This is a genomic window from Pseudoalteromonas sp. SMS1, assembly GCF_021530565.1.
In the GTDB taxonomy this organism is placed as follows: Bacteria; Pseudomonadota; Gammaproteobacteria; order Enterobacterales; family Alteromonadaceae; genus Pseudoalteromonas.
The window spans coordinates 122,194-140,637 of sequence record NZ_JAKGBI010000011.1 but is presented as its reverse complement, the minus strand read 5'-3'; the positions used below and the strand labels follow the sequence as shown (position 1 = coordinate 140,637).

General features: G+C 42.0%; 16 protein-coding genes and 1 riboswitch. Of the genes, 7 read left to right on the top strand and 9 right to left on the bottom strand.

Annotated elements, in window-relative coordinates; translation table 11 throughout:
* Positions 1-111 precede the first annotated feature (111 nt).
* Together L1286_RS13050 and L1286_RS13045 are read left to right on the top strand one after the other, a co-directional pair.
* Positions 112-801, top strand: a complete 690-nt coding sequence (locus tag L1286_RS13050; RefSeq protein ID WP_235407495.1) for a hypothetical protein — start codon at positions 112-114, stop codon at positions 799-801.
* A 68-nt stretch (positions 802-869) separates the two neighbouring features.
* Positions 870-1,667: a siderophore-interacting protein gene (locus tag L1286_RS13045; protein WP_235407494.1), complete on the top strand. Its 798-nt coding sequence runs from the start codon at positions 870-872 to the stop codon at positions 1,665-1,667.
* A gap of 202 nt (positions 1,668-1,869) precedes the next feature.
* Here L1286_RS13045 and L1286_RS13040 read toward each other — a convergent pair whose 3' ends face one another.
* The 8 genes from L1286_RS13040 to L1286_RS13005 all read right to left on the bottom strand — a co-directional run bounded on the left by L1286_RS13040 (position 1,870) and on the right by L1286_RS13005 (position 8,690).
* Positions 1,870-2,910 carry a helix-turn-helix domain-containing protein gene (locus L1286_RS13040; protein WP_235407493.1) on the bottom strand — a complete coding sequence of 347 codons (1,041 nt, stop codon included), beginning with the start codon at positions 2,908-2,910 and terminating at the stop codon, positions 1,870-1,872.
* Between the two features lie 231 nt (positions 2,911-3,141).
* A complete protein-coding gene (locus L1286_RS13035; protein WP_235407492.1) occupies positions 3,142-4,113 on the bottom strand; it encodes a haloalkane dehalogenase in 972 nt (323 codons plus the stop codon).
* Positions 4,114-4,354: 241 nt separating this feature from the next.
* On the bottom strand, positions 4,355-5,341 hold the full coding sequence (locus L1286_RS13030) for a hypothetical protein (RefSeq protein ID WP_235407491.1): 987 nt from the start codon (positions 5,339-5,341) through the stop codon (positions 4,355-4,357).
* A 204-nt stretch (positions 5,342-5,545) separates the two neighbouring features.
* Complete coding sequence (locus tag L1286_RS13025; RefSeq protein ID WP_235407490.1) at positions 5,546-5,935, bottom strand: hypothetical protein; 390 nt, start codon at positions 5,933-5,935, stop codon at positions 5,546-5,548.
* A 281-nt stretch (positions 5,936-6,216) separates the two neighbouring features.
* Entirely contained in the window at positions 6,217-6,645 is a 429-nt protein-coding gene (locus L1286_RS13020) for a T6SS immunity protein Tdi1 domain-containing protein (protein ID WP_235407489.1), read from the bottom strand.
* Positions 6,646-6,702: 57 nt separating this feature from the next.
* A complete protein-coding gene (locus tag L1286_RS13015) occupies positions 6,703-7,041 on the bottom strand; it encodes a hypothetical protein (RefSeq protein WP_235407488.1) in 339 nt (112 codons plus the stop codon).
* Between the two features lie 386 nt (positions 7,042-7,427).
* Positions 7,428-8,036, bottom strand: a complete 609-nt coding sequence (locus L1286_RS13010; RefSeq protein WP_235407487.1) for a hypothetical protein — start codon at positions 8,034-8,036, stop codon at positions 7,428-7,430.
* Between the two features lie 453 nt (positions 8,037-8,489).
* Positions 8,490-8,690, bottom strand: coding sequence for a hypothetical protein (locus tag L1286_RS13005; protein ID WP_235407486.1), 201 nt, complete (start codon positions 8,688-8,690; stop codon positions 8,490-8,492).
* Between the two features lie 392 nt (positions 8,691-9,082).
* A riboswitch (cyclic di-GMP riboswitch) is annotated at positions 9,083-9,165 on the top strand.
* 224 nt (positions 9,166-9,389) lie between these two features.
* Here L1286_RS13005 and L1286_RS13000 point away from each other — a divergent pair.
* The 3 genes from L1286_RS13000 to L1286_RS12990 are packed head-to-tail and all read left to right on the top strand — an operon-like array spanning position 9,390 to position 15,624.
* Positions 9,390-11,186 (top strand): cellulose binding domain-containing protein, encoded by a 1,797-nt coding sequence (locus L1286_RS13000; RefSeq protein WP_235407485.1) that lies wholly within the window; start codon positions 9,390-9,392, stop codon positions 11,184-11,186.
* 11 nt (positions 11,187-11,197) lie between these two features.
* Positions 11,198-14,368, top strand: a complete 3,171-nt coding sequence (locus tag L1286_RS12995; RefSeq protein WP_235407484.1) for a DUF1592 domain-containing protein — start codon at positions 11,198-11,200, stop codon at positions 14,366-14,368.
* 29 nt (positions 14,369-14,397) lie between these two features.
* On the top strand, positions 14,398-15,624 hold the full coding sequence (locus tag L1286_RS12990; RefSeq protein WP_235407483.1) for a DUF1552 domain-containing protein: 1,227 nt from the start codon (positions 14,398-14,400) through the stop codon (positions 15,622-15,624).
* A 239-nt stretch (positions 15,625-15,863) separates the two neighbouring features.
* Here the strand turns inward: L1286_RS12990 and L1286_RS12985 are convergent, their stop codons facing one another.
* The gene (locus tag L1286_RS12985) at positions 15,864-16,394 is read right to left on the bottom strand and encodes a GNAT family N-acetyltransferase (RefSeq protein ID WP_235407482.1); all 531 of its coding nucleotides are present in this window, start codon (positions 16,392-16,394) and stop codon (positions 15,864-15,866) included.
* Between the two features lie 281 nt (positions 16,395-16,675).
* On the opposite strand from L1286_RS12985, the gene L1286_RS12980 reads away from it, so the two are divergent.
* Entirely contained in the window at positions 16,676-17,113 is a 438-nt protein-coding gene (locus tag L1286_RS12980; RefSeq protein ID WP_235407481.1) for a hypothetical protein, read from the top strand.
* 567 nt (positions 17,114-17,680) lie between these two features.
* Positions 17,681-18,031 (top strand): cupin domain-containing protein, encoded by a 351-nt coding sequence (locus tag L1286_RS12975; RefSeq protein ID WP_235407480.1) that lies wholly within the window; start codon positions 17,681-17,683, stop codon positions 18,029-18,031.
* The last annotated feature ends 413 nt before the right edge of the window (positions 18,032-18,444 follow it).

Sequence of the window (18,444 nt, the reverse complement as noted above, 5' to 3'; positions counted from 1 at the left end):
TATTTTATCACCCCAATTTATCACTCTGTGCGTTTATTATATTTAAAGAGCTAGATATTATAGTTCAGCGACTTTTTCTCTGACCAAAAACATAGTAATGCAAGGAATTCCATGATTAATAAACATGCTTTGATTGGGGTGTTAATTTTATTTTTAGCTGCATGTCAAGCAACCCAACAAGCCAGTCGTCCAACTAACGCCAGTGACTATGATAATGATTTTATCGCGCCACGGGTTGCTGGTGAATTAATGCTGGTAGATAAGACCGTGTTTGAGCAACCAGAATATGGTATGTCATTAAAGTACGTCGATGAGAATTTCCCAAAGGATTTTGTCACAGTGTATATCTACCCCATTGGGAAAGTAAGTTGGGATGATACACAAGAAGTGGTATCTGACGAGCTTGAAAGTGTTTTGGCTGAAATTGATGCAGCAAAAAAGTTAGGTAAATATAAAGAGGTCAATCCAGCCACTGTGCAGGCTGTTACTTTTGACGCAAATGGTAAAACGTTTGTCGGAAAACAAGCCCAATTCACAATACAATTGAAAAATAGCGCGGAGTATCACTCTGAGGCATATGTGTTCATCTCTGAGGACAAATATATTAAGTTTAGGCTTAGCTTTCCTGTACATACCGCCAGAGAAAATACGGGCATAGACATCGTCAAAACACTACTGCCAGAAATTACAGTGCCTAAAGAGTCAGAGTATATGTACACTCTGCGCGAGTCACATAGGAAGAAGATGGTTGAGCAATGGATGAAGCTGATATTGAAGCAGGCCAATTCTGAAGATAGCTAGGCAAACCATTAAATATTTCTATCTGCGAATCGTATTACTCATATATAAAAAGAAAAAGGTTTAAAAGAATGGCAGTAGGAAACTATCGTAAGACACAGGTGCTTAAAAGTGAGCTTATAACACCAAATTATAAAAGGGTTGTACTCGGTGGTACAGACTTGCAGAGCTTTCCTTCTGGCTATGAGAGTGGTTACGTGAAGTTACTGTTTACCAAACAAGGTGACGTACTGCGCGAAGAAGAAGCATTTGAGCAATTAGCTAAAAAGAACATCATGCTGCGTACTTATACGGTACGAGCATTTGATAAAGCCACTGCAACGCTTACTATTGATTTTGCCCTTCATACATCAGAAAAAGGCGCATCGCCAGCTTCGGATTGGGCTAAAGCTGCGAACCTGGGAGATGAAATTATCATCGGTGGCCCTGGTGCGACTAAGTTAGCTAACCCTGATGCACCGTGGTTCCTGTTTGTCGGTGACATGACCGCATTACCTGCAATTAGCTGTAATTTAGAGCAATTACCATCAACAGCCCGTGGGATAACGATTTTAGAAGTTACCAGTGAAGCAGATATTCATCAGTTGAACAAGCCTGACAACATTGAAGTAATATGGCGCGTTAACCCCACCCCAGGCCAAAACAGCCCGTTACTAACCGCAATTCAGTCAATTGAGTGGCCGTCAATGACACCTTATGTGTGGTGTGCATGTGAGTTTGAAGCCATGCGCAGTATTCGTCGATTTTTGAAAAGAGAAAAGCAGCTAGAAAAACAAGATATGTATATCAGTAGCTACTGGAAATATGGGCGCACTGAAGATCAGCACAAGGTTGATAAAAGAACGGATGCCGAATTAGAGGGCCAATAAATTTGCCATCTCCTTACCAATTACAATTCAGTGAAAGCATCTCAGTTGAGGTATCGAGGACGTTTTGTTCAATGCCATCTAGTCTATGTTGAACATTCCTGATCACCTTCATTGAACCTCGGCCACAGGGCACATCATATCAATTGATAACAGTTTAAACGGTGAAACCCAATCGGCTAATTTGTGCAGGGCAGTTTAACAATCAGTGTTTTGTCGCCTTACTAAATCTCGTTTTAAACTCTCCAGGAGACATATTAAAGGCTTTTTTAAACTCGCGATAAAAGGTATTTTTATTGTTAAAACCCGCATCTAAATAAAGCTCAGATACTTTTGTTTTTTTACTCGCGTGCTTTAACATGTATGCCGCAGTTTGCACACGGTATGTATTGACGAATTCGTAAAAGTTGGTATTTAGGTGTTCGTTAAGTAGCTCTGATGTCTGATTACTGGTCAAGTCTAATTCTTTGGCTAAGCAGGTTAACGACAGTTCATTATTTAAGTGAAGTTGATCCTTTTCAAATAAGTCGGTCAAATATTTTTTTTGTTGATTAGCCAATTCTGGCGCGAGTTCTAGGACACGGTTTGACTTTGCCTGCTTTATTTTAACGATGTCGATAAACCCTTTAGAGAGCATTAAAATATATATAAAAGTCAATGTATTACTTAAGTCCCAAAGTAAACGTAGGTAATCAGAGCCTATTTTATGTAGCGTTACTTGTACAAAGTAGGCACTTGAAACAACCAAAAAAAACACAACAATTGCTTTTTGACTGATCAGGAACTGAGTACGTTTGTTCGAGGTTTCATGTTGACTGAACCAAGTCGTTTTTGTAAGTAAAAATTGATAAAAGAGCACATGGACAAAATACAGCAAAGCTAAAAGTGTCGGGATTTCTGTTTGCTCAACCAATCGGCCAGTGTAAAAGATAACAAATGGAAACAGATGGAGTAGGCATTTAGTGTAATCAAAATGTGCTTCAGGTTTATATGTTATGTAGAAATAGATTGATGGTCCAAGTAATAGTAAAGATGAATGTACAAATGCAATAAATGGATATGGCATATAGTTAAAGGCAAGGCCGATATATTCCAGCATTGGTGTAGAAAGCAGTAACCAAAAAATAAAGAGTGCGATCTTTTGTTCTACTGCTAATTGACCTTGGATCAATAACAGTGCGATGGTGACAAACACAACATAAGCGGCTGAAACAATGTAAAGTATTTTAAGCGATTCTGCTATCAAGTGAGATCCTTGTATAAGCGGTGAGGAAATGACAATCCAACACACTAACGCACAATAAAAGAAAGTAAAAGCTTGCAAAGATGACCGTTTCTAATGTTTATCACGTCACGTTTTAATGGCAAAAATCGGTCGCTGTGCAACTGTTTGAGCTGTTTCAACACGCCACAATATGGGCATTATTGCCGTTAACTAGACACATAGTTTCTGTGTCTAGTTAACGGCGTTAGGGGGCTAATCTTCTAGCCGGCGTAGCCAGTCATCAAGAGCGCGACCTATCGCGTCAGGTTGATCTTCTGGTAAATAATGCAGCCCTTGTCCAATATAAGCCGTCTCAAGCTCATTAATATGCTCGATATACCAGCTGAGTACATGCGGTGAGTCTTCAACACTCGGTGAGCTATAAACATATAACGTGGGTATGTCAGTGTTACGCATAAAACGTTTAATACCGCGCATTAAGCGGTCGGTTTGCGCCGGTTCTCTGGCAATAGGCAGTTGATTTGGCCAAGCGAGTAACGGTTTTCTAGACTCTGGTACAAGATAGGGGGCACGATAAGCTGCCATTGCTTGCTCGCCTAAAGTGCGGTTAACAGAAGCGGGCAAAGCTTGTTCAATCCACATATTTTGCTCAATGACTAACATGGGCCCCAATACGGGATCTCTCAGTGTTCTAAAAAAGTCCGCAACAGGACCAAGGCTTTCATAGCTTTCGGCAGGAAATTGTGGCGGTAACACCCCCTCCATAAAGGCAAGTCCGGCTACTTTGTCTGGGTTTCTTTTGGCATAGAGCCATGCAATTGCTGCGCCCCAGTCATGGCCAACCAAAATCAATTCATCAATATCTAACTTGTTTATAAAGCGGTTGAAATACTGATAGTGTTCTTTAAATGTGTACGCTATATCTGGTTTTCCCGAGTCGCCCATACCTATGAGGTCAACCGCGATGGCCCGATGTGTATCAGCAATGTAAGGCATTACGTTACGCCATGAGTAAGATGACGTAGGGTTGCCATGAACAAACACCACTGTTTTGCCTTGACCTTGCTCTAAATAGGTCATCCAGCTACCTTTTATTTCAACAGCATGTTGCTCAATTTCATGTGTTTCATCAATAATTGGAAATGGCAGCTTTACGCTACTTGCAGCCATAAAAGGAGTCGACACGGCTAACAGTGTCAACAATAAGATGCGTGCATAAGTCATATTTTTGCTCCTTAAGAATATTAAAATACCTATCGCGCTCATCTAAGTTATATGATGTGTAAAGCTTCTCTGTCACTTTAGTGCATAATGAAAAAAGTAATTATATTATTATATTTTTCAATGTGTTAAATGTGTCACTTTGATTAGGGGGCGTGTCTAAGTTGGCGTTGTGAATGAATGAGCTTCCATTAAAGGTCAATTGCATGAAAAAGCCGGCCATTCAAAAAATGGCCGTTCAGTGTTAGTGTGACGAGCTCTCTTTTATACAAAAGAGTACCGCAACGTTTTTTGGCCGAGTTTCCGAGTGCTTTGCTTTCTCTTTCTCATCAGCCTTTTCATTGTTCAGTTTATTACGAATTAAATACCCAGATTTGCCCCAAGTATTTGCAACAAGATCACCGCGTTTAAAACCGCCCAAAGTATGTTGATGATAAGCGATAGCGTCTGCTTGCAAGTGGCCCACCGAGCGTTTGCCGTCTGGGTCTATTAATTGGTCGCTAAGATTGATACCACGCAAAAAGCGGCCTTGCGCATTGTGCCAAGGGATCCACCCATCTGGGCATTGCTCGCTATTAATTGCTAACACTGCATCTCCTAACACGTTTTCAATCACTTGGTTGTAAACTAAGGGGGCGACGATAGGCGCTAAGTCATCAATGTTGATATCTGAAGCGTCCGATATGGTTTGCTTAATACGGTTCACCTCGATTTGGCTTTGTTTGACGTCATTGAGTGCGAGTGTCGCTTCTTTCAAAACCCTGTCAGATTCGCGTTTGGCGTCAACTAACCCTTCGCGTGTTGGCGTGAGTAATTGACGGGCGGTATTTATTTCCTCTAAAAAGCTTCCCATTTGTCGGCTATATAAATCTATTAACGGGTTGGTGATTTCGTGCTGCTTGCTTTCAACCGTATCATCAATGCGTTTATCCACGGTGCTACGAAAGTTGTCATACACATTTTTGGCAACAGCCCCAACCCCTAAAGTCGTTACCAATGTCAGCACTGCCATCCAAGAAAGTACCTTATTTTTTAATGCTTCTGACAATATCGCCTTAGCGCCAGGCGTTAACGTCATATCCGATCCAATTAGATGTGTTTTTTCAAAGCGTGCGGTTAATTCAGATTCCATATTGGCTACCTGGATTAATTGCGCTTTTAATGCTGTTATCTCACTGTGAAGGCGTTTAATTTCGTTATTTTGCTGATTAACTTGTTGTTCTAAACTCACGTGACTTCTCCCTGTATATTTTAATTGTCGGGGGAGGTGAATCACTTAAGTGTTAAAACAGCGAGGGGGGTCATTGAATAATGACCATACTCGATATTGATTGATTTACCTCAAGCCCTGCCCCCATTTTAGTCACTGTATGATAAATGTCCAAAATAACTAGGAGAAGTACTTGTTCAGGTTTAGCTCAGTTAGGAAGGAGTGTTATTGGCCTCTTGCTTGATGTTCAGGGTATCTATATTTTTCTAAGTACTTTTTGAAGCACGCTGGTGAAGCTGCAATCACGGCGTGGTTATCTATTTTATTGGCTGCGAAAGCATCAGCGATAGCCTCAAAAAAGAAATATTCCGCGTCAGAACATGTATCCATTTCAGTCTGCTGTTGGAGCAAAAAGTCTATAACTTCCCGAATGGGTTGTGTGTTAGCGACTTTGTGCCCCAGTGCTTCATATCCAGAAATGTAGAACGCGTTTTGCACGACCCCCTGCACACCACCCAAGTACTTTAGTGCGTCATAAAGAGCGTCATTGCTTAGTCGCCCTTCGGTGAGTAAGCGGTGGGTAAACTGTTTGAAGTTGCGCTCACTATTTTCCATTCGTGCCTTCGCCTCAATATTTTTCATCCTTTATTTTGTTAACGCCCACGCAAGTTGGGTGAACGACAAAGTTCCTCAGCTAACTACTTTACAAAGTACTGACTATCAAATTGCGTGCAATTTGACAGTCAGTATAGAACCCTATACTTTTTGATGATGGCAAGCTCATCCGCACTCGGCCTATTTTAAATAGAGCTTGCATAATCCCAAATCTAGTACTAAATGACCTCCACACCAGTCTATGAATGCCATATAGGGGCGACTTTTAACGATAAACAGTACTAGACAAGACCTTGTACTTTTGCATGTAATTGTGCCATCAGTGATTGATATACATCCATTGAAAATATTTGTAGGTTACTTACACTAAATTCACCACCGACTATAGGGTGAACTTTCCAGCCGATACATTCACCCTCAGAGGGCACAATCCCGTTAGTCATTGCCAGTGAATACCAATCAGATAGGAAGGTTTCACAGCACCATTCAGGAGATTTATTTAACTGGTTAAACTCTTGACCAGAACTGGCAACTTGCTCAAAAGTTCCTTCCAAAACCGAAAGCACAGACAGTGAGCCGTTAGGGTTTCCAAAAACCCAATCGCCGAAAGCCGTTAAAAATAATGCCGTTGAATCTGTGGGCACGAGCCAAGACCATTGAGGTAATAAAACGGTTATTTCCGCTGTGCTTGGTTTTTTAAAGAATTCCATATTGTTCCTTTTTTGCCCGTAACGGGGCAAATATGCTTGGTTAAATTCTATTCAGCTTTATGACACGATGAATATTTCTTCTATTAATAACTGCCAACCTTTCTTTTTCATGCATTCGATAAGTTGAACAGAGCGAAGCGCATGGCTAGGCGCTTTGGCATGTGAGGATTGTAATTGTTTAATACATGTTCGTAGTGCTATAGATGGTTCACCTCTTTGGCTGTCATCCAAGTCCAAACTATGGTTGCTACCCAATGGCACCCACGATTTATAATAGCCATAATATGGCTCAATAAGTTCCATGCCTGTTAATTCTAAGCTGGTTTGCTCGTATGTTCCCGTTGTTTTACAACCAACCAACATAAAAAGAAAAATGACAGCTAAAAATCTGTGCATAACTAACCTGTACCTTTTATTTTAATTGTCTTCATTTTTAGAGATTTTGACAATTTACAGTACTAATAACTTTTACTCTATTTATTAAACCTAGCTGGCAGTCAAATAGTTGCTGGACCCGTCGTATATTAAAGTCGACGTGATAGGTTTGTTCTGTTTACGATATCGCTCGGCCAAAACACAACCCTGAATAACAATCAAAAAAAACAACATTCAATACGAGCTGCGCCAAAGCCCTAGTGATTAAATGGCACAATTGATACGATGATTAGCAGAATTACAACACACTAGCAGCTAGTTTTTAATTAGCTAATCTCCTAGCTGATTTTTGCAGAGAAACGATCCGTAATCAGCTAGGAAGAATATGCTAGTTGTTATTGTACAGATTATGAGTGTACAGGTTGGATTTTGCGGACAAAGGTTAATAGCCCATTGTTTTGCATATCTGTGATGAAGTTAAGTATGACTTGCTCTACAACAGACCCAAAAGCATCGGCTGGCGAAGTTGGATCAACATTTTCAAAAGGAGCTTTTTTGTTTCCTATTGTTGTGTGCAATGCGTGTTTGTATTTTTTGGTTAATTCCTTGCCTGAGTTATCTATATATGTAATAGACACTTCATAGTAGTCTGTAACAAGTGAACCTGCGGCTCCAAAAGTCAAACCTGTACCAAACCCTTTTGCTGCGGCTTCACCGAGGTCAGCCAAGTTATTGACGACAATTTTAAGTGAAAACGCTGGATTGTCGTTTGAAGGAATAATCACACCTGTTGCTCTTAGAGTCCTTTCGACATGATTCCTAACTTCTTTATTTGCCCTTTCGAATGCTTCTCCATTCCTTTGAAATTCTACAATTACATTAGTTGAATACTTTTTTTGGACTGATTTCACATCTTGATATGATGCTTTAGCAAATGTCGGATCGACGTAAGTCTTAGGAGAGATACAACCTGAAAGTGCAACGACTGGGACTAATGTAAGTAACAACTTTTTCATTTTATTCCTGCTTCTTTATAGTATTTTTATGTTCAATTTTCGGCCTTAACTGTGGCCATTGATTAAATTAACGTTTTTAATGTGTGATAGGGCGCGAAATAGCCCAAACCAACAATTAAAATTGCTTGGCACCATGATATCAGATTTTTGGATTTTATCTTGTTTTTGTTAATAATCTTCACACTAAAAATATACGATTATATCGCTTTAATGAGGGCGTTCGTCATCATGCTGATTAAATTCAATGTTGACTTTGAATGAGTATGTAGTGGTCTCTGTCTCATCAGCTGCGTCTGAAGATTCAAAAACCGTCTTTCCAGGGCTTGTTTAAGTCGGCTTTGAATTAGGTAATAGCCAATTTATGTCTATGTATAATGCAATGGCCTGTTAAGGGTTTAAAGGTACGTACCGAAGCGAAAATTTTGAACTGTGTGTTGTGTGGCTTTAGTAATACTACTTTTTAATCGCCCTAGTTACATCCGTATATACTGATTTATCTCCTTGAACATCCAAAGAAAGGCTGACAAATACTTCGCCGAATTCGCATTCAAACTTCCAATTTTCAAACTGATCCATGTCAGTATTTGCGAATTTGGACAGTAAGGTCACCATCTGAGAAAACTCTTCATTTGTCATTTTTTTACTGTCAGACATGGGATACCTTACGTCTCTGCTTTTATTTTATGGTTGGCCAAAATAGCGATGAAAATACAATTATTAGCTTGTGCTTTGTCGATATGTTAATACGTTATATATGGGTTATGGCTCGAATATAAAATAAACCAATGAACTAAAACAGGCTACTTTTCTCATCAATTTAATGTCGTGATTTACTTAGTGCATGTACTTGAATAATTGCCTTGTATCCGTTTATGCATTCCATCTACCACCTTAGTGCAAGTGTCTAATATATATCAAATTTTAAGTTGAAACCCCGTGATTTTGTATGGCTTTTTACATCCAAATTGGACGAAATGTGCAAATACTGTGAAAGTTGCCGTGAGTGCTTTGCGATTATTGCAATTTTAAGCTAACTTGCTTTAACAGGCTTAAAATAGCAAACCTTTTGAAAAAGAGGGACGCAAAGCTTCCGGTCTAAGGTGAAAACTAAGATAGCGGGGTTGCTGAATGCCAACGTTGATATTGCTGCCGTGGACCCTCTATTGTGGGCGTTCACTGCGCAGCTGATCGGTATTCACGCCTTTGGCAACATTGCCATCCCCTTAACTTGTGATCTTTCTTCATTCCTGAACTTGCTCTAGCTATTGGGGCCTGTGAGCTCTGGTCAACGCTTTTTAAGCGACGAGCAGCAGGGAAATAACATGTCAATTGACAATGTTTCGGGGAACTTTCATGAGACAATATAGAGATAGCAACAAGCAGCACCGTTTTTTTAAATTGGGTCTCTGCTTTATGGCTTTGGGGCACTCCTTACACAGCTTTGCTGCACAATGCGAATTCAAAGTTAAAAATGAATGGCAAAGTGGCTATACCGCAGAAGTCATCGTCCATAACACGACTGGCTCAGTCATAAATGGTTGGGAAGTGGGGGTAGAATTTAACCAAGGTGAGTCCATCAATAATGCTTGGCGTGCCCAAGTGAGCGGTGATAGCCCGTATCAATTTAGTAACCTCAATTGGAATAGCACGATTCATCCGGGTTCATCCAAAGCATTTGGTTTTAACGTCAAAAAGCGTATTGGGCAAGCCGCTGCTGCGCCAAGATTATTTGGTATTTGTGAGGGGGGCTCACAAAATAACGAGACTAAGGTTGTGGCATCCGCGTCAGAAAATCAAGGCATAGCACCCGCATCAATCAACTTTACCAGCGAAGCGACAAATTTACCTTCAGACAATGTAAGTTATCGCTGGGATTTTGGTGATGGGAATAGCACCAATGAAATAAATCCGCAGCATATCTTCGAGCAAGCAGGTGCTTACTCGGTGTTGTTGACCGTCAATGATGGAACGAAGGATTATTCTGCTGCCCCCATACAAGTCACCATTAGTGAACCTCAGCCTGAATCGGCGCAATGTACTTTTGAAGTTGAACAAGAGTGGATCTCAGGGTTTCGTGGCAAAGTTACCATTACTAATACTGAAAGTGTCGCCATCTCCAACTGGAAAGTACTCATGGCATTTGCTGACAATACCAAGTTGACAGGCGTTTGGCATGCAAGGCACAGTGGCAATAACCCTTATGAAATCATCAATGAAAACTACAATAGCACCATTAACCCAGGTCAAAGTTTAAATTTTGGCTTCAATGCACAAAAAGCACAGGAAAAGGACACACCAACAATTCCTTCTCTTGGCGGTTTATGCTCATTAGATGGTGATATTAATCACGCGCCATCCGCGATTGCCTCTGCCTCAACCACATCAGGTGAGTACCCTCTAACGATAAACTTTAAAGGCGATGAATCTTCTGATTTAGACGGTGATGCACTCACATTTAACTGGGACTTTGGCAACGGACAGACTTCAAGCGAGCCAAACCCCACTTATGTTTATGAAGAAGAAGGCACATTTACCGTCATGTTAACGGTTAACGACGGTGTTATAAGCAGAGTCAGCGACCCAGTCACTATTCAAGTTTCAAAACCTGAGGCGCCGCCCATCAGCGCACCATTTGTATTAGACCCTCAAAGCTCTCATCTTTACTTTGTATCGACCAAAAAACAGCACCTCGTTGAATCACACACATTTAACAATATCAGTGGCAGTATTACACCTGAAGGGGTAGCGAGATTAGCCATTGACCTGAGCAGTGTAGACACTGCTAACGACACCCGTGATGGCAGAATGAAAGAATTTTTATTCGATACCGAGTTATTCCCAACCGCCGAAGCGCTGCTTGCGATTGATTATACTGCGCTAGCTGCACTTCCCATTGGTAGCACTGAAAAGCAATCCATCTTAGCCACACTCAACCTCACTGGCGTTATAAAAGAAGTCAACGCTGATGTGGTTATCCGACGTCTTGCAAACCATAAAATTATGGTGCAAAGCCTAACCCCAATTGTGCTAGACGCCACAGACTTTGGGTTAGAGTCAGGCATTGAAACGCTTAGAACATTGGCAAACTTATCGGTGATCAGTTACGCAGTGCCCGTGAGTTTTAACCTTGTTTTTGAAGCGCAGCAATAGGAGGGAAGAAGATGAAACGCAATATTTTAAAACGCTTTTTTACCTTGAGCGATACTTGGCCTCGTATGCCTAAAGTCGCCAAGTTCGCTGCCTGTTTAAGCCTACTAACCAGTGCCTCTTTTGTTCATGCTGCACAGTGCTCTTTGACGATCCCAGACAATTGGAATAATGGCTTTAAAACTGAGATCGTCATTGATAATCAGTCAGATCAAGCCTTAATTGATTGGTCTCTAGAGCTTACATGGAATCAAGGCATTTCGCTGCAAAATAGCTGGAATGGGAATTTCGACTGCGATGACACGGGCTGTACCATTTCGTCACAAAACCATACTATACATGCGAATCAGTCATTTGGCTTGGGCTTCGTCGCCAATAAAAATGGCATAGCCGGTGACGTGACGATGACGTTAAGTGGTGATATTTGCACAAACTCAGAACCCACTACACCGCCGAGTGATGTCACAGAAACAGGTTTTTGGCAACTTGATAGCACTGTGTCTTTACTGAGTTATGTGTCAGTAAAAAAAGATCACGTTGCTGAGATAAATCAGTTTGTGACCCACAACAATGACAGCCCCGCTCTGTCAGGCAGTATCGACGCAGAGGGTCATGTTAAACTGGCCGTCGACCTAAGCGCGATTTCAACGGGTGTGGATATCAGAAACACTCGAATCTTAGACTTACTCTTTGAAACGGATTTAATGCCCGTTGCTTACTTTACGACACAAATAGACAATGCACTGTTAAGTAACATGGAAATTGGCCACCCTGTTATTCAAAATGTCACTGGTGAAATGAGTTTACATGGCGTTAATCATCAGATGACGCTTGATGTATTGGTTGTAAAACTTGCTACTGGCAAAGTTAATGTCAGCACACTTTCGCCCATAATCATCGACAGTAAAAACTTTGAAATGGATTATGGCATTGAAGCTTTACGTGTTGTTGCTAACCTTTCAAGCATTGGTGAGTCTGTCCCTGTCTATTTCAACCTCACTTATTTGTCTTCTGAGCAAGACAGTTTTAATCCGGTTACGATGGCAGAAAAACCTGCTGCACCAACAGAGCTCAGTGCAAGTGTGCTATCAATCGATGCCAAAGCGCAACTGAGTTGGCGTGACAACAGCAATAACGAAACTGATTATCTAGTGCGTTTTAAGCGCTTGGATGGCCGTTGGCAAACGGCAGCTGAACTGGCTTCAAACTCACGTTTTTATGAATCTGGATTACCTGAGTCTGGTGAGTTCGATTACAAAGTCATTGCGCTCAACAATTCAGTGCCTTCAGAGCCCAGTAATATTGCGCGTATCGTGGTCACACAAACGGATCCCATTGCCCGAGGTATGCAACGATATCAAACTGGTTGTGCTGGCTGTCATGGCTCAGAAGCGGGCGGTTTGGGCTCATTTCCCGCGCTTGATACTGAGCGAGATATGCAAACCATGATTGATACCATTATCACGACTATGCCTTATGGCAATCCCAGTGCATGTGATGAGCAATGTGCGACAGATATCGCAGCGTATCTGCAAACACTGTGGCCTGCACCTTTGACTTGTGATGTTGGCGTTGCACCTGTGGCATACGGGGCAAGGCAGTTGAAAATACTGACTCAGACTGAGTATCAAAATACGGTCGAAGACATACTAGGTGTGGATTTTAGAGTGTCAGACGGCCTATCCCCTGACTCTCAAGTGGGTTTTTTCATCAACAATACGCATGCGAGTGTGCAACCATCCAATTACAGCAACTACTTGCTGGTTGCTGAGGAGCTTTCAGAATGGGTGGCTGAGAATAACTTTTCACCGGCTTTAAACTGCGCTGCGATTAACGAAGACTGTGCAAATCGCTTAGTGGATGAACTTGCACCACAAATATTCCGTCGTCCATTAACACAAGATGAGTCACAAAATTATAGATTGATAGCGACAGGCTTTTTTAATAGCGGAGAGATTGAAGCAGGCATGAAGCTCGCTTTAGAAGGGTTACTTTCTGCGCCACAATTTATTTATCGCCACGAACTAGGTGAACCCAACCCAGATAACTCAGAGCTAGATGCGGATGCTTTCGAGCTTACTTCATGGGAGATGGCGACCTTCTTGTCTTATACATTTACAGGCTCAACCCCAGATCAACGACTCTGGCAAGCCGCCGAACGGGATGAACTTCGCGATGAAGCGAATATTGTTGCGCATGCAAATCGTCTTGCCGGCAGCGCCAAATCTGTGCTTGGGGACTTTGTTGGCAGTTGGTTAGGCACCGGTAATTTAGAAGTCGCAACGAAGGACCAAAACGTTTACCCAGGTTTTGCACAGTTGGTACCCGCCATGAAAGCAGAGATGAACGAAACCTTTTCATATATCATGACCCAACCAGAAGAGAGTTTCAGCTCGCTTTATACCGCAAACTTTACGTTCGTTAATCAGTTACTTGCTGAGCACTACAATATCGCAGGTGTCACTGGCGAAGCGTTACAGAAGGTAGATACAAGCGATCGTGGCGGCATATTAGCCAATGGTGCGTTTATGGCCCGCTGGGCGGAGGTCGCCGAGTCGCACCCTATTTTACGTTCGGTGCGCGTACGCCGTCGTATGCTTTGTCAGGATCAACCCGATCCACCTGCAGGTACTTTTGAGGCCAGAGAGCAAAGGCTTGCCGAGTTGTCAGACATGTTACAAGACCCTGCAACCACGAATAAACTCAAGTATCACAGCTTAACAGAAGGTCAGCCGTGTTCTGCTTGTCACGAAAAGTATATCAATCCGATGGGATTCGGGATGGAAGACTTTGATGCTGTAGGTAAAGTGAGAAGTGCAGATAATAACGGTAATACGATAGACGCATCGGGTACGCTTTTCGCCCCTGAGAAATACGCCGAAGTCAGTGAATCTATTCCATTTAATGGTGCTAAACAATTAGGTGCTGTGATCGCAGATCTCTCATCTGCGCAAGCGTGTCTTCCACAACAAATGTTCCGCTACGTAATGGGGGTGGGTCACGACGCCGTCGATCCGACGAACAAAGAAGATAGACGTTTATCTGAAACAGAACAAATCGGTTACATGTGCGAAATAGACACACTCACCGATGCCATGATGCAAAATAGCCCAAGAGCCATGCTAGAGAAGTTTGGTTCGTTGAAGTCTGTGCGTTATCGCAAAGCTTGGTCCAGAAATGAATAGTGCGGGTCACAATACAGAAGGTTAATAAAATGAAAGATGAACATTTAAATAACATGATGATGTCACGCCGTAGACTATTAAAAGTGTTTATGGCATCAGGCATTTCTACCGCCTTGATCCGTACGTCGCCATTAGTCTCTGGTCTGTTATATGCTAGAGATGCGGATGCTCAAAGCGTTGGGCTGCCAAATAAAACTGTGTCGATTTATATACCAGGAGGCTCAATTGCATCGCTTTGGAACCCGACGGGCAGTGGTGATAACATGCAGTTGGGGGTTATGTCAGCAGGGTACGAACCCATAAAAAACGAATGTAACTTTATGGTCAATATGTCACATTCAAATGCGGGCCATGGTCGAATGCCAATCTTACTTGCTCAAAATTGGGGCAGTGACAGTTATGATGTGATTATGGGTAACGCCCTAGGTCCAAACTTACCGTTCCGCTATCTCAACCTGGGTGTTCACAGCAATGGTCAAGGGCAATTAACCAAAGACAATCGCAATCACTTGCCGTTCCAAGAAAACCCTTTCACTGTCTTTAAAATGGTGTTTGGCAGTGCACAAGGTAGCAATAGTAAAACACCAATCATGAATGCGCACATGTCGGCGGCTAATGCGATCAAAAACAGGCTCGCGGGTTATGAAATACAGAGAATGAATGATCATCTTGATGCGATTGCTGATACTCAACGCCGCTTAGATGACCTTTACGGCGGCGTATCCTGTGGTATAGCGCCGGATAATACAGAATTTCCTTTGACCTTTGATACGTTCAGTCAACAAGCACGTTTGCAAGCAGATATTGCCGTGGCTGCCTTGCAATGTAACCTGACGAGTTCAGTGTCTCTGGCATTGGGTAACCACCAAGCGGAGTTTCGTATTCCCGAATTAAACTTCCAAGGGCATTATCACAATGCAATTCACGGTGGGAGTAATGGCCAGCCAAATTACCCGTATTACACTGAGATGCGCAGTCACTTGGGTAGCTTGAGCGCTTATCTAATACAGAAGCTCAAAGCGGCAGGGATACTGGATAGCACAGTAGTGTTAGAAACCTCTGATATGGGACATGCGGATAAGCATTCGGCAAACCCATGCGCGTATCTTCTTGCTGGTGGCGGTGCGCGGATCAATAGAGGAGTCGTCAGCGATATGGGCGCTGGTTATAACCAACATGATGTATTGTACACCGCAGCCAAAGCCTGCGGGGTCGATTTAGACTTTGGTAAGGAAATTCCAGGCATTATTTCTTAGCCTGACGATCATTATAATTAAGCCCCTATTTAGGGGCTCATAGGGGCAATTATCGGCCATGATAGGTCGCTTTATGTCGACCAAAAACGAATGCGTAAACCAACGGGTTAAATTACGTGCGCCATTGCTTGTTGTCGGTGGTAAATGAATGTCTTACACGCCAGCAGGTCTTGGCATTCTATCACCTACAGCCAGTATATGGGTTGGGTCAAAAGTCACGCTGTCAGTCACGCCTGTGATTATTCGACCTCTGTTCGATATAAATTAAACCCACGTTTTTGATAATTATTAAGAGCGTGAGGGTGGTCTAGACTGCAAGTATGCACCCAGACTCTCTTAGCTGAGTGGATTGACCACGCAGATTCGATGGCCTGACTCAGTAGTGGACTACCGTACCCTTTACCAATAAAGCTTGGTGCCAGACCAAAATATGTGAGTTCAACATTCCCCGCGTTTTGTAGACTCAGTTCGTAGTAACCTGCAATGGCGCCATCCACATATGCAACCCAAGTGCGAATTTTACACGTCGCTAAATACTGTTGCCATTGTCTCAGTGTCCAAGTTAGCTTATCGGTCCAATGCCATTGCTTACCAATAAATGCATATAAGAACTGATTAAACTCAGGTTGTTCATGAACTATTTCCACAATTGACATTTCATCGGGTAAGGGGGAAGAAAGAAAACGTTCCTTACTTAACATTTCCAAATAATAGGTCTGAACTTGTTTACCTTCTGCTTTCATATCATATTTCTCTTGGCGTTTTTGCACCGTTATATTACTTAAATGCGCTTTGGCTAAAATGCAGCATCAAAAAATACGCTAGTGCGTGTTGTTTGTATAGCCATGTGCATGACAGCAACGTTGCTTGAACTATCACGCCCCTCTTATGTTAACGCAGTGTAATTGCTCTGTAATGTTATTATTCTTTCTCTGTCCTAGCCTTTATTTGTGCTTCTTACTTAGGTTTTGTAAAAGCAATGACCCCTTTTGTACTAGCTAGTGCTTCAGGGATGACTGAGTTGATTACATATTCAATAGAGGAAAGTGAAATGGCTAAAATACTGAAATTGACAGCGCATGATGGTAGCGATATTGGGTACATGGGATTAAAAGGTGACAAGTTCATCCGTGGCGTTGACAAATCTGACGCAGTCGAATTTAAGATGGTGAGCTATGACAAAGATAACGATGCGCATTACTTTGAACTAGTTAGCAAACCGAAGTACTACCTTGATATTAAAGCGACAAACTCTGTTCTTTTCGCTGATAAGCCGTTTATCAGTGTCTCTACATCCACAATTGTTGCATGGAAAGAGATTGATGGCGAGCTACATGCGGTGCTCAGAGGCGTGGATACCCTTAAAGCGGTGAGTACAAGTGCCGCGGATCCCGACAGCAAGCTTATGTATGGCAACTGGTTACTGGGGGATGGCAAAAATACATCATGCAAAGTCAGTGTAGAAGAGGTGAGTTCTGCATTAGCGTAGGGGGCGAACGCTTATCAGCAGATTGTAGGCTGATCCCAATTTCGACCAGAGTGAAAGCGTAACCTCTGGTCGTCTATTTTTGACCTCTGTAATCAACAATATGTCCAAATTTGGCAAGGCTAATTTCATAGTTTACATGCAACTCAAGTGCTAATAACGCCGGATTCTGTTGAGATATTTTTAAATTCGTGAAACAAAGCGGCTAGTGAGTAGATCAACGCGTTGGCAATAACGTTGCACTTTCGTTTCGGGCTCTCTGAATCACTTGCGTGTATTGATAAATATATAAAGCGATGGTCCCGTCATAAAACGTTTCACGCCATATATGGAAGGTGCTTTTCAAATACTCGGCACTAGTAGAAAATTTATCATGTGCAATGCCTGAATTGTTGTGTATACAATGTAAAAAGTTCAACAAATTGATTATCCATATGAAAATCACGCATGCAGCGGTACATGCTGTATTTTAAGTGCAAAAAATAAACTCCGCAAAATGGACAAATTACCAAGGTGTTATGTGACTAATGCGTGCAGTGAGAAATAATTAGAAAGGAATTCGGGGGGAAAATGATACGTAATTTTTATACCTGCAATAGAGAGGTGGATGAAAATAGCCATGGTGGAGTGGGAGAAATTGAAATTTATCGTGCATTTAGGCGTAAAGATTTCGATGGTGCTTGGGATTTCGCACTTCGTGTTGTGATGCCACCAGGAAGCTCTATGGGCGAGCATACTCACGGAGATGATGAAGAAATGTACATCATATTAAAAGGTGAAGGCACGATGACGATTGAAGGTGAGGAGAGAAAAGTGAGCTCAGGGGATATGGTCGTCAATAAACGTTTCGGTACCCATGGTTTGGTCAATACATCTAATAGTGAAATTGAGTTACTCATCATTCAAGCAAGCCTAAAGTAACTTTCCATAATCAGGTGCTAATCAGGGCGCCTACGGCAAGACCTGTGAGCCAACACGTCAGTTTGGGTGTTTTTACTTACAACGTCGTATTTGATTAGCCTAAACACGTCCTCTTGTTTGGCTACTGAGTTAATTCAGGCGTGATGACCGTATTGGGGTTACTATCTACCGAGTTTTCCCTATCGAGTGAGTACCTGATTTGTGTGTACATTGGTTAAAATACGTGAGATAGATAAAATCATAACGCGTGCAGTACATAATACTTGTTCAATTGAGCTTGTGTAACTTCTCATACCGGCTCACCCGTCCCCTTTAAACAAAACCTAAATACAATTTAAATATTAATTACTTATGCAAATTGTATAAATGTTCAAAAGTCAGACTAAGCCGCGTTTATAGGGCTTGTAGCAATT

Excerpts from the sequence above, each read along its gene's own strand:
- L1286_RS13050 (WP_235407495.1), top strand. The coding sequence starts at position 112 with ATGATTAATAAACATGCTTTGATTGGGGTGTTAATTTTATTTTTAGCT.
- L1286_RS13045 (WP_235407494.1), top strand. The coding sequence starts at position 870 with ATGGCAGTAGGAAACTATCGTAAGACACAGGTGCTTAAAAGTGAGCTT.
- L1286_RS13035 (WP_235407492.1), bottom strand. The coding sequence starts at position 4,113 with ATGACTTATGCACGCATCTTATTGTTGACACTGTTAGCCGTGTCGACT.
- L1286_RS13025 (WP_235407490.1), bottom strand. The coding sequence starts at position 5,935 with ATGGAAAATAGTGAGCGCAACTTCAAACAGTTTACCCACCGCTTACTC.
- L1286_RS13020 (WP_235407489.1), bottom strand. The coding sequence starts at position 6,645 with ATGGAATTCTTTAAAAAACCAAGCACAGCGGAAATAACCGTTTTATTA.
- L1286_RS13015 (WP_235407488.1), bottom strand. The coding sequence starts at position 7,041 with ATGCACAGATTTTTAGCTGTCATTTTTCTTTTTATGTTGGTTGGTTGT.
- L1286_RS13010 (WP_235407487.1), bottom strand. The coding sequence starts at position 8,036 with ATGAAAAAGTTGTTACTTACATTAGTCCCAGTCGTTGCACTTTCAGGT.
- L1286_RS13005 (WP_235407486.1), bottom strand. The coding sequence starts at position 8,690 with ATGTCTGACAGTAAAAAAATGACAAATGAAGAGTTTTCTCAGATGGTG.
- L1286_RS13000 (WP_235407485.1), top strand. The coding sequence starts at position 9,390 with ATGAGACAATATAGAGATAGCAACAAGCAGCACCGTTTTTTTAAATTG.
- L1286_RS12995 (WP_235407484.1), top strand. The coding sequence starts at position 11,198 with ATGAAACGCAATATTTTAAAACGCTTTTTTACCTTGAGCGATACTTGG.
- L1286_RS12990 (WP_235407483.1), top strand. The coding sequence starts at position 14,398 with ATGAAAGATGAACATTTAAATAACATGATGATGTCACGCCGTAGACTA.
- L1286_RS12980 (WP_235407481.1), top strand. The coding sequence starts at position 16,676 with ATGGCTAAAATACTGAAATTGACAGCGCATGATGGTAGCGATATTGGG.
- L1286_RS12975 (WP_235407480.1), top strand. The coding sequence starts at position 17,681 with ATGATACGTAATTTTTATACCTGCAATAGAGAGGTGGATGAAAATAGC.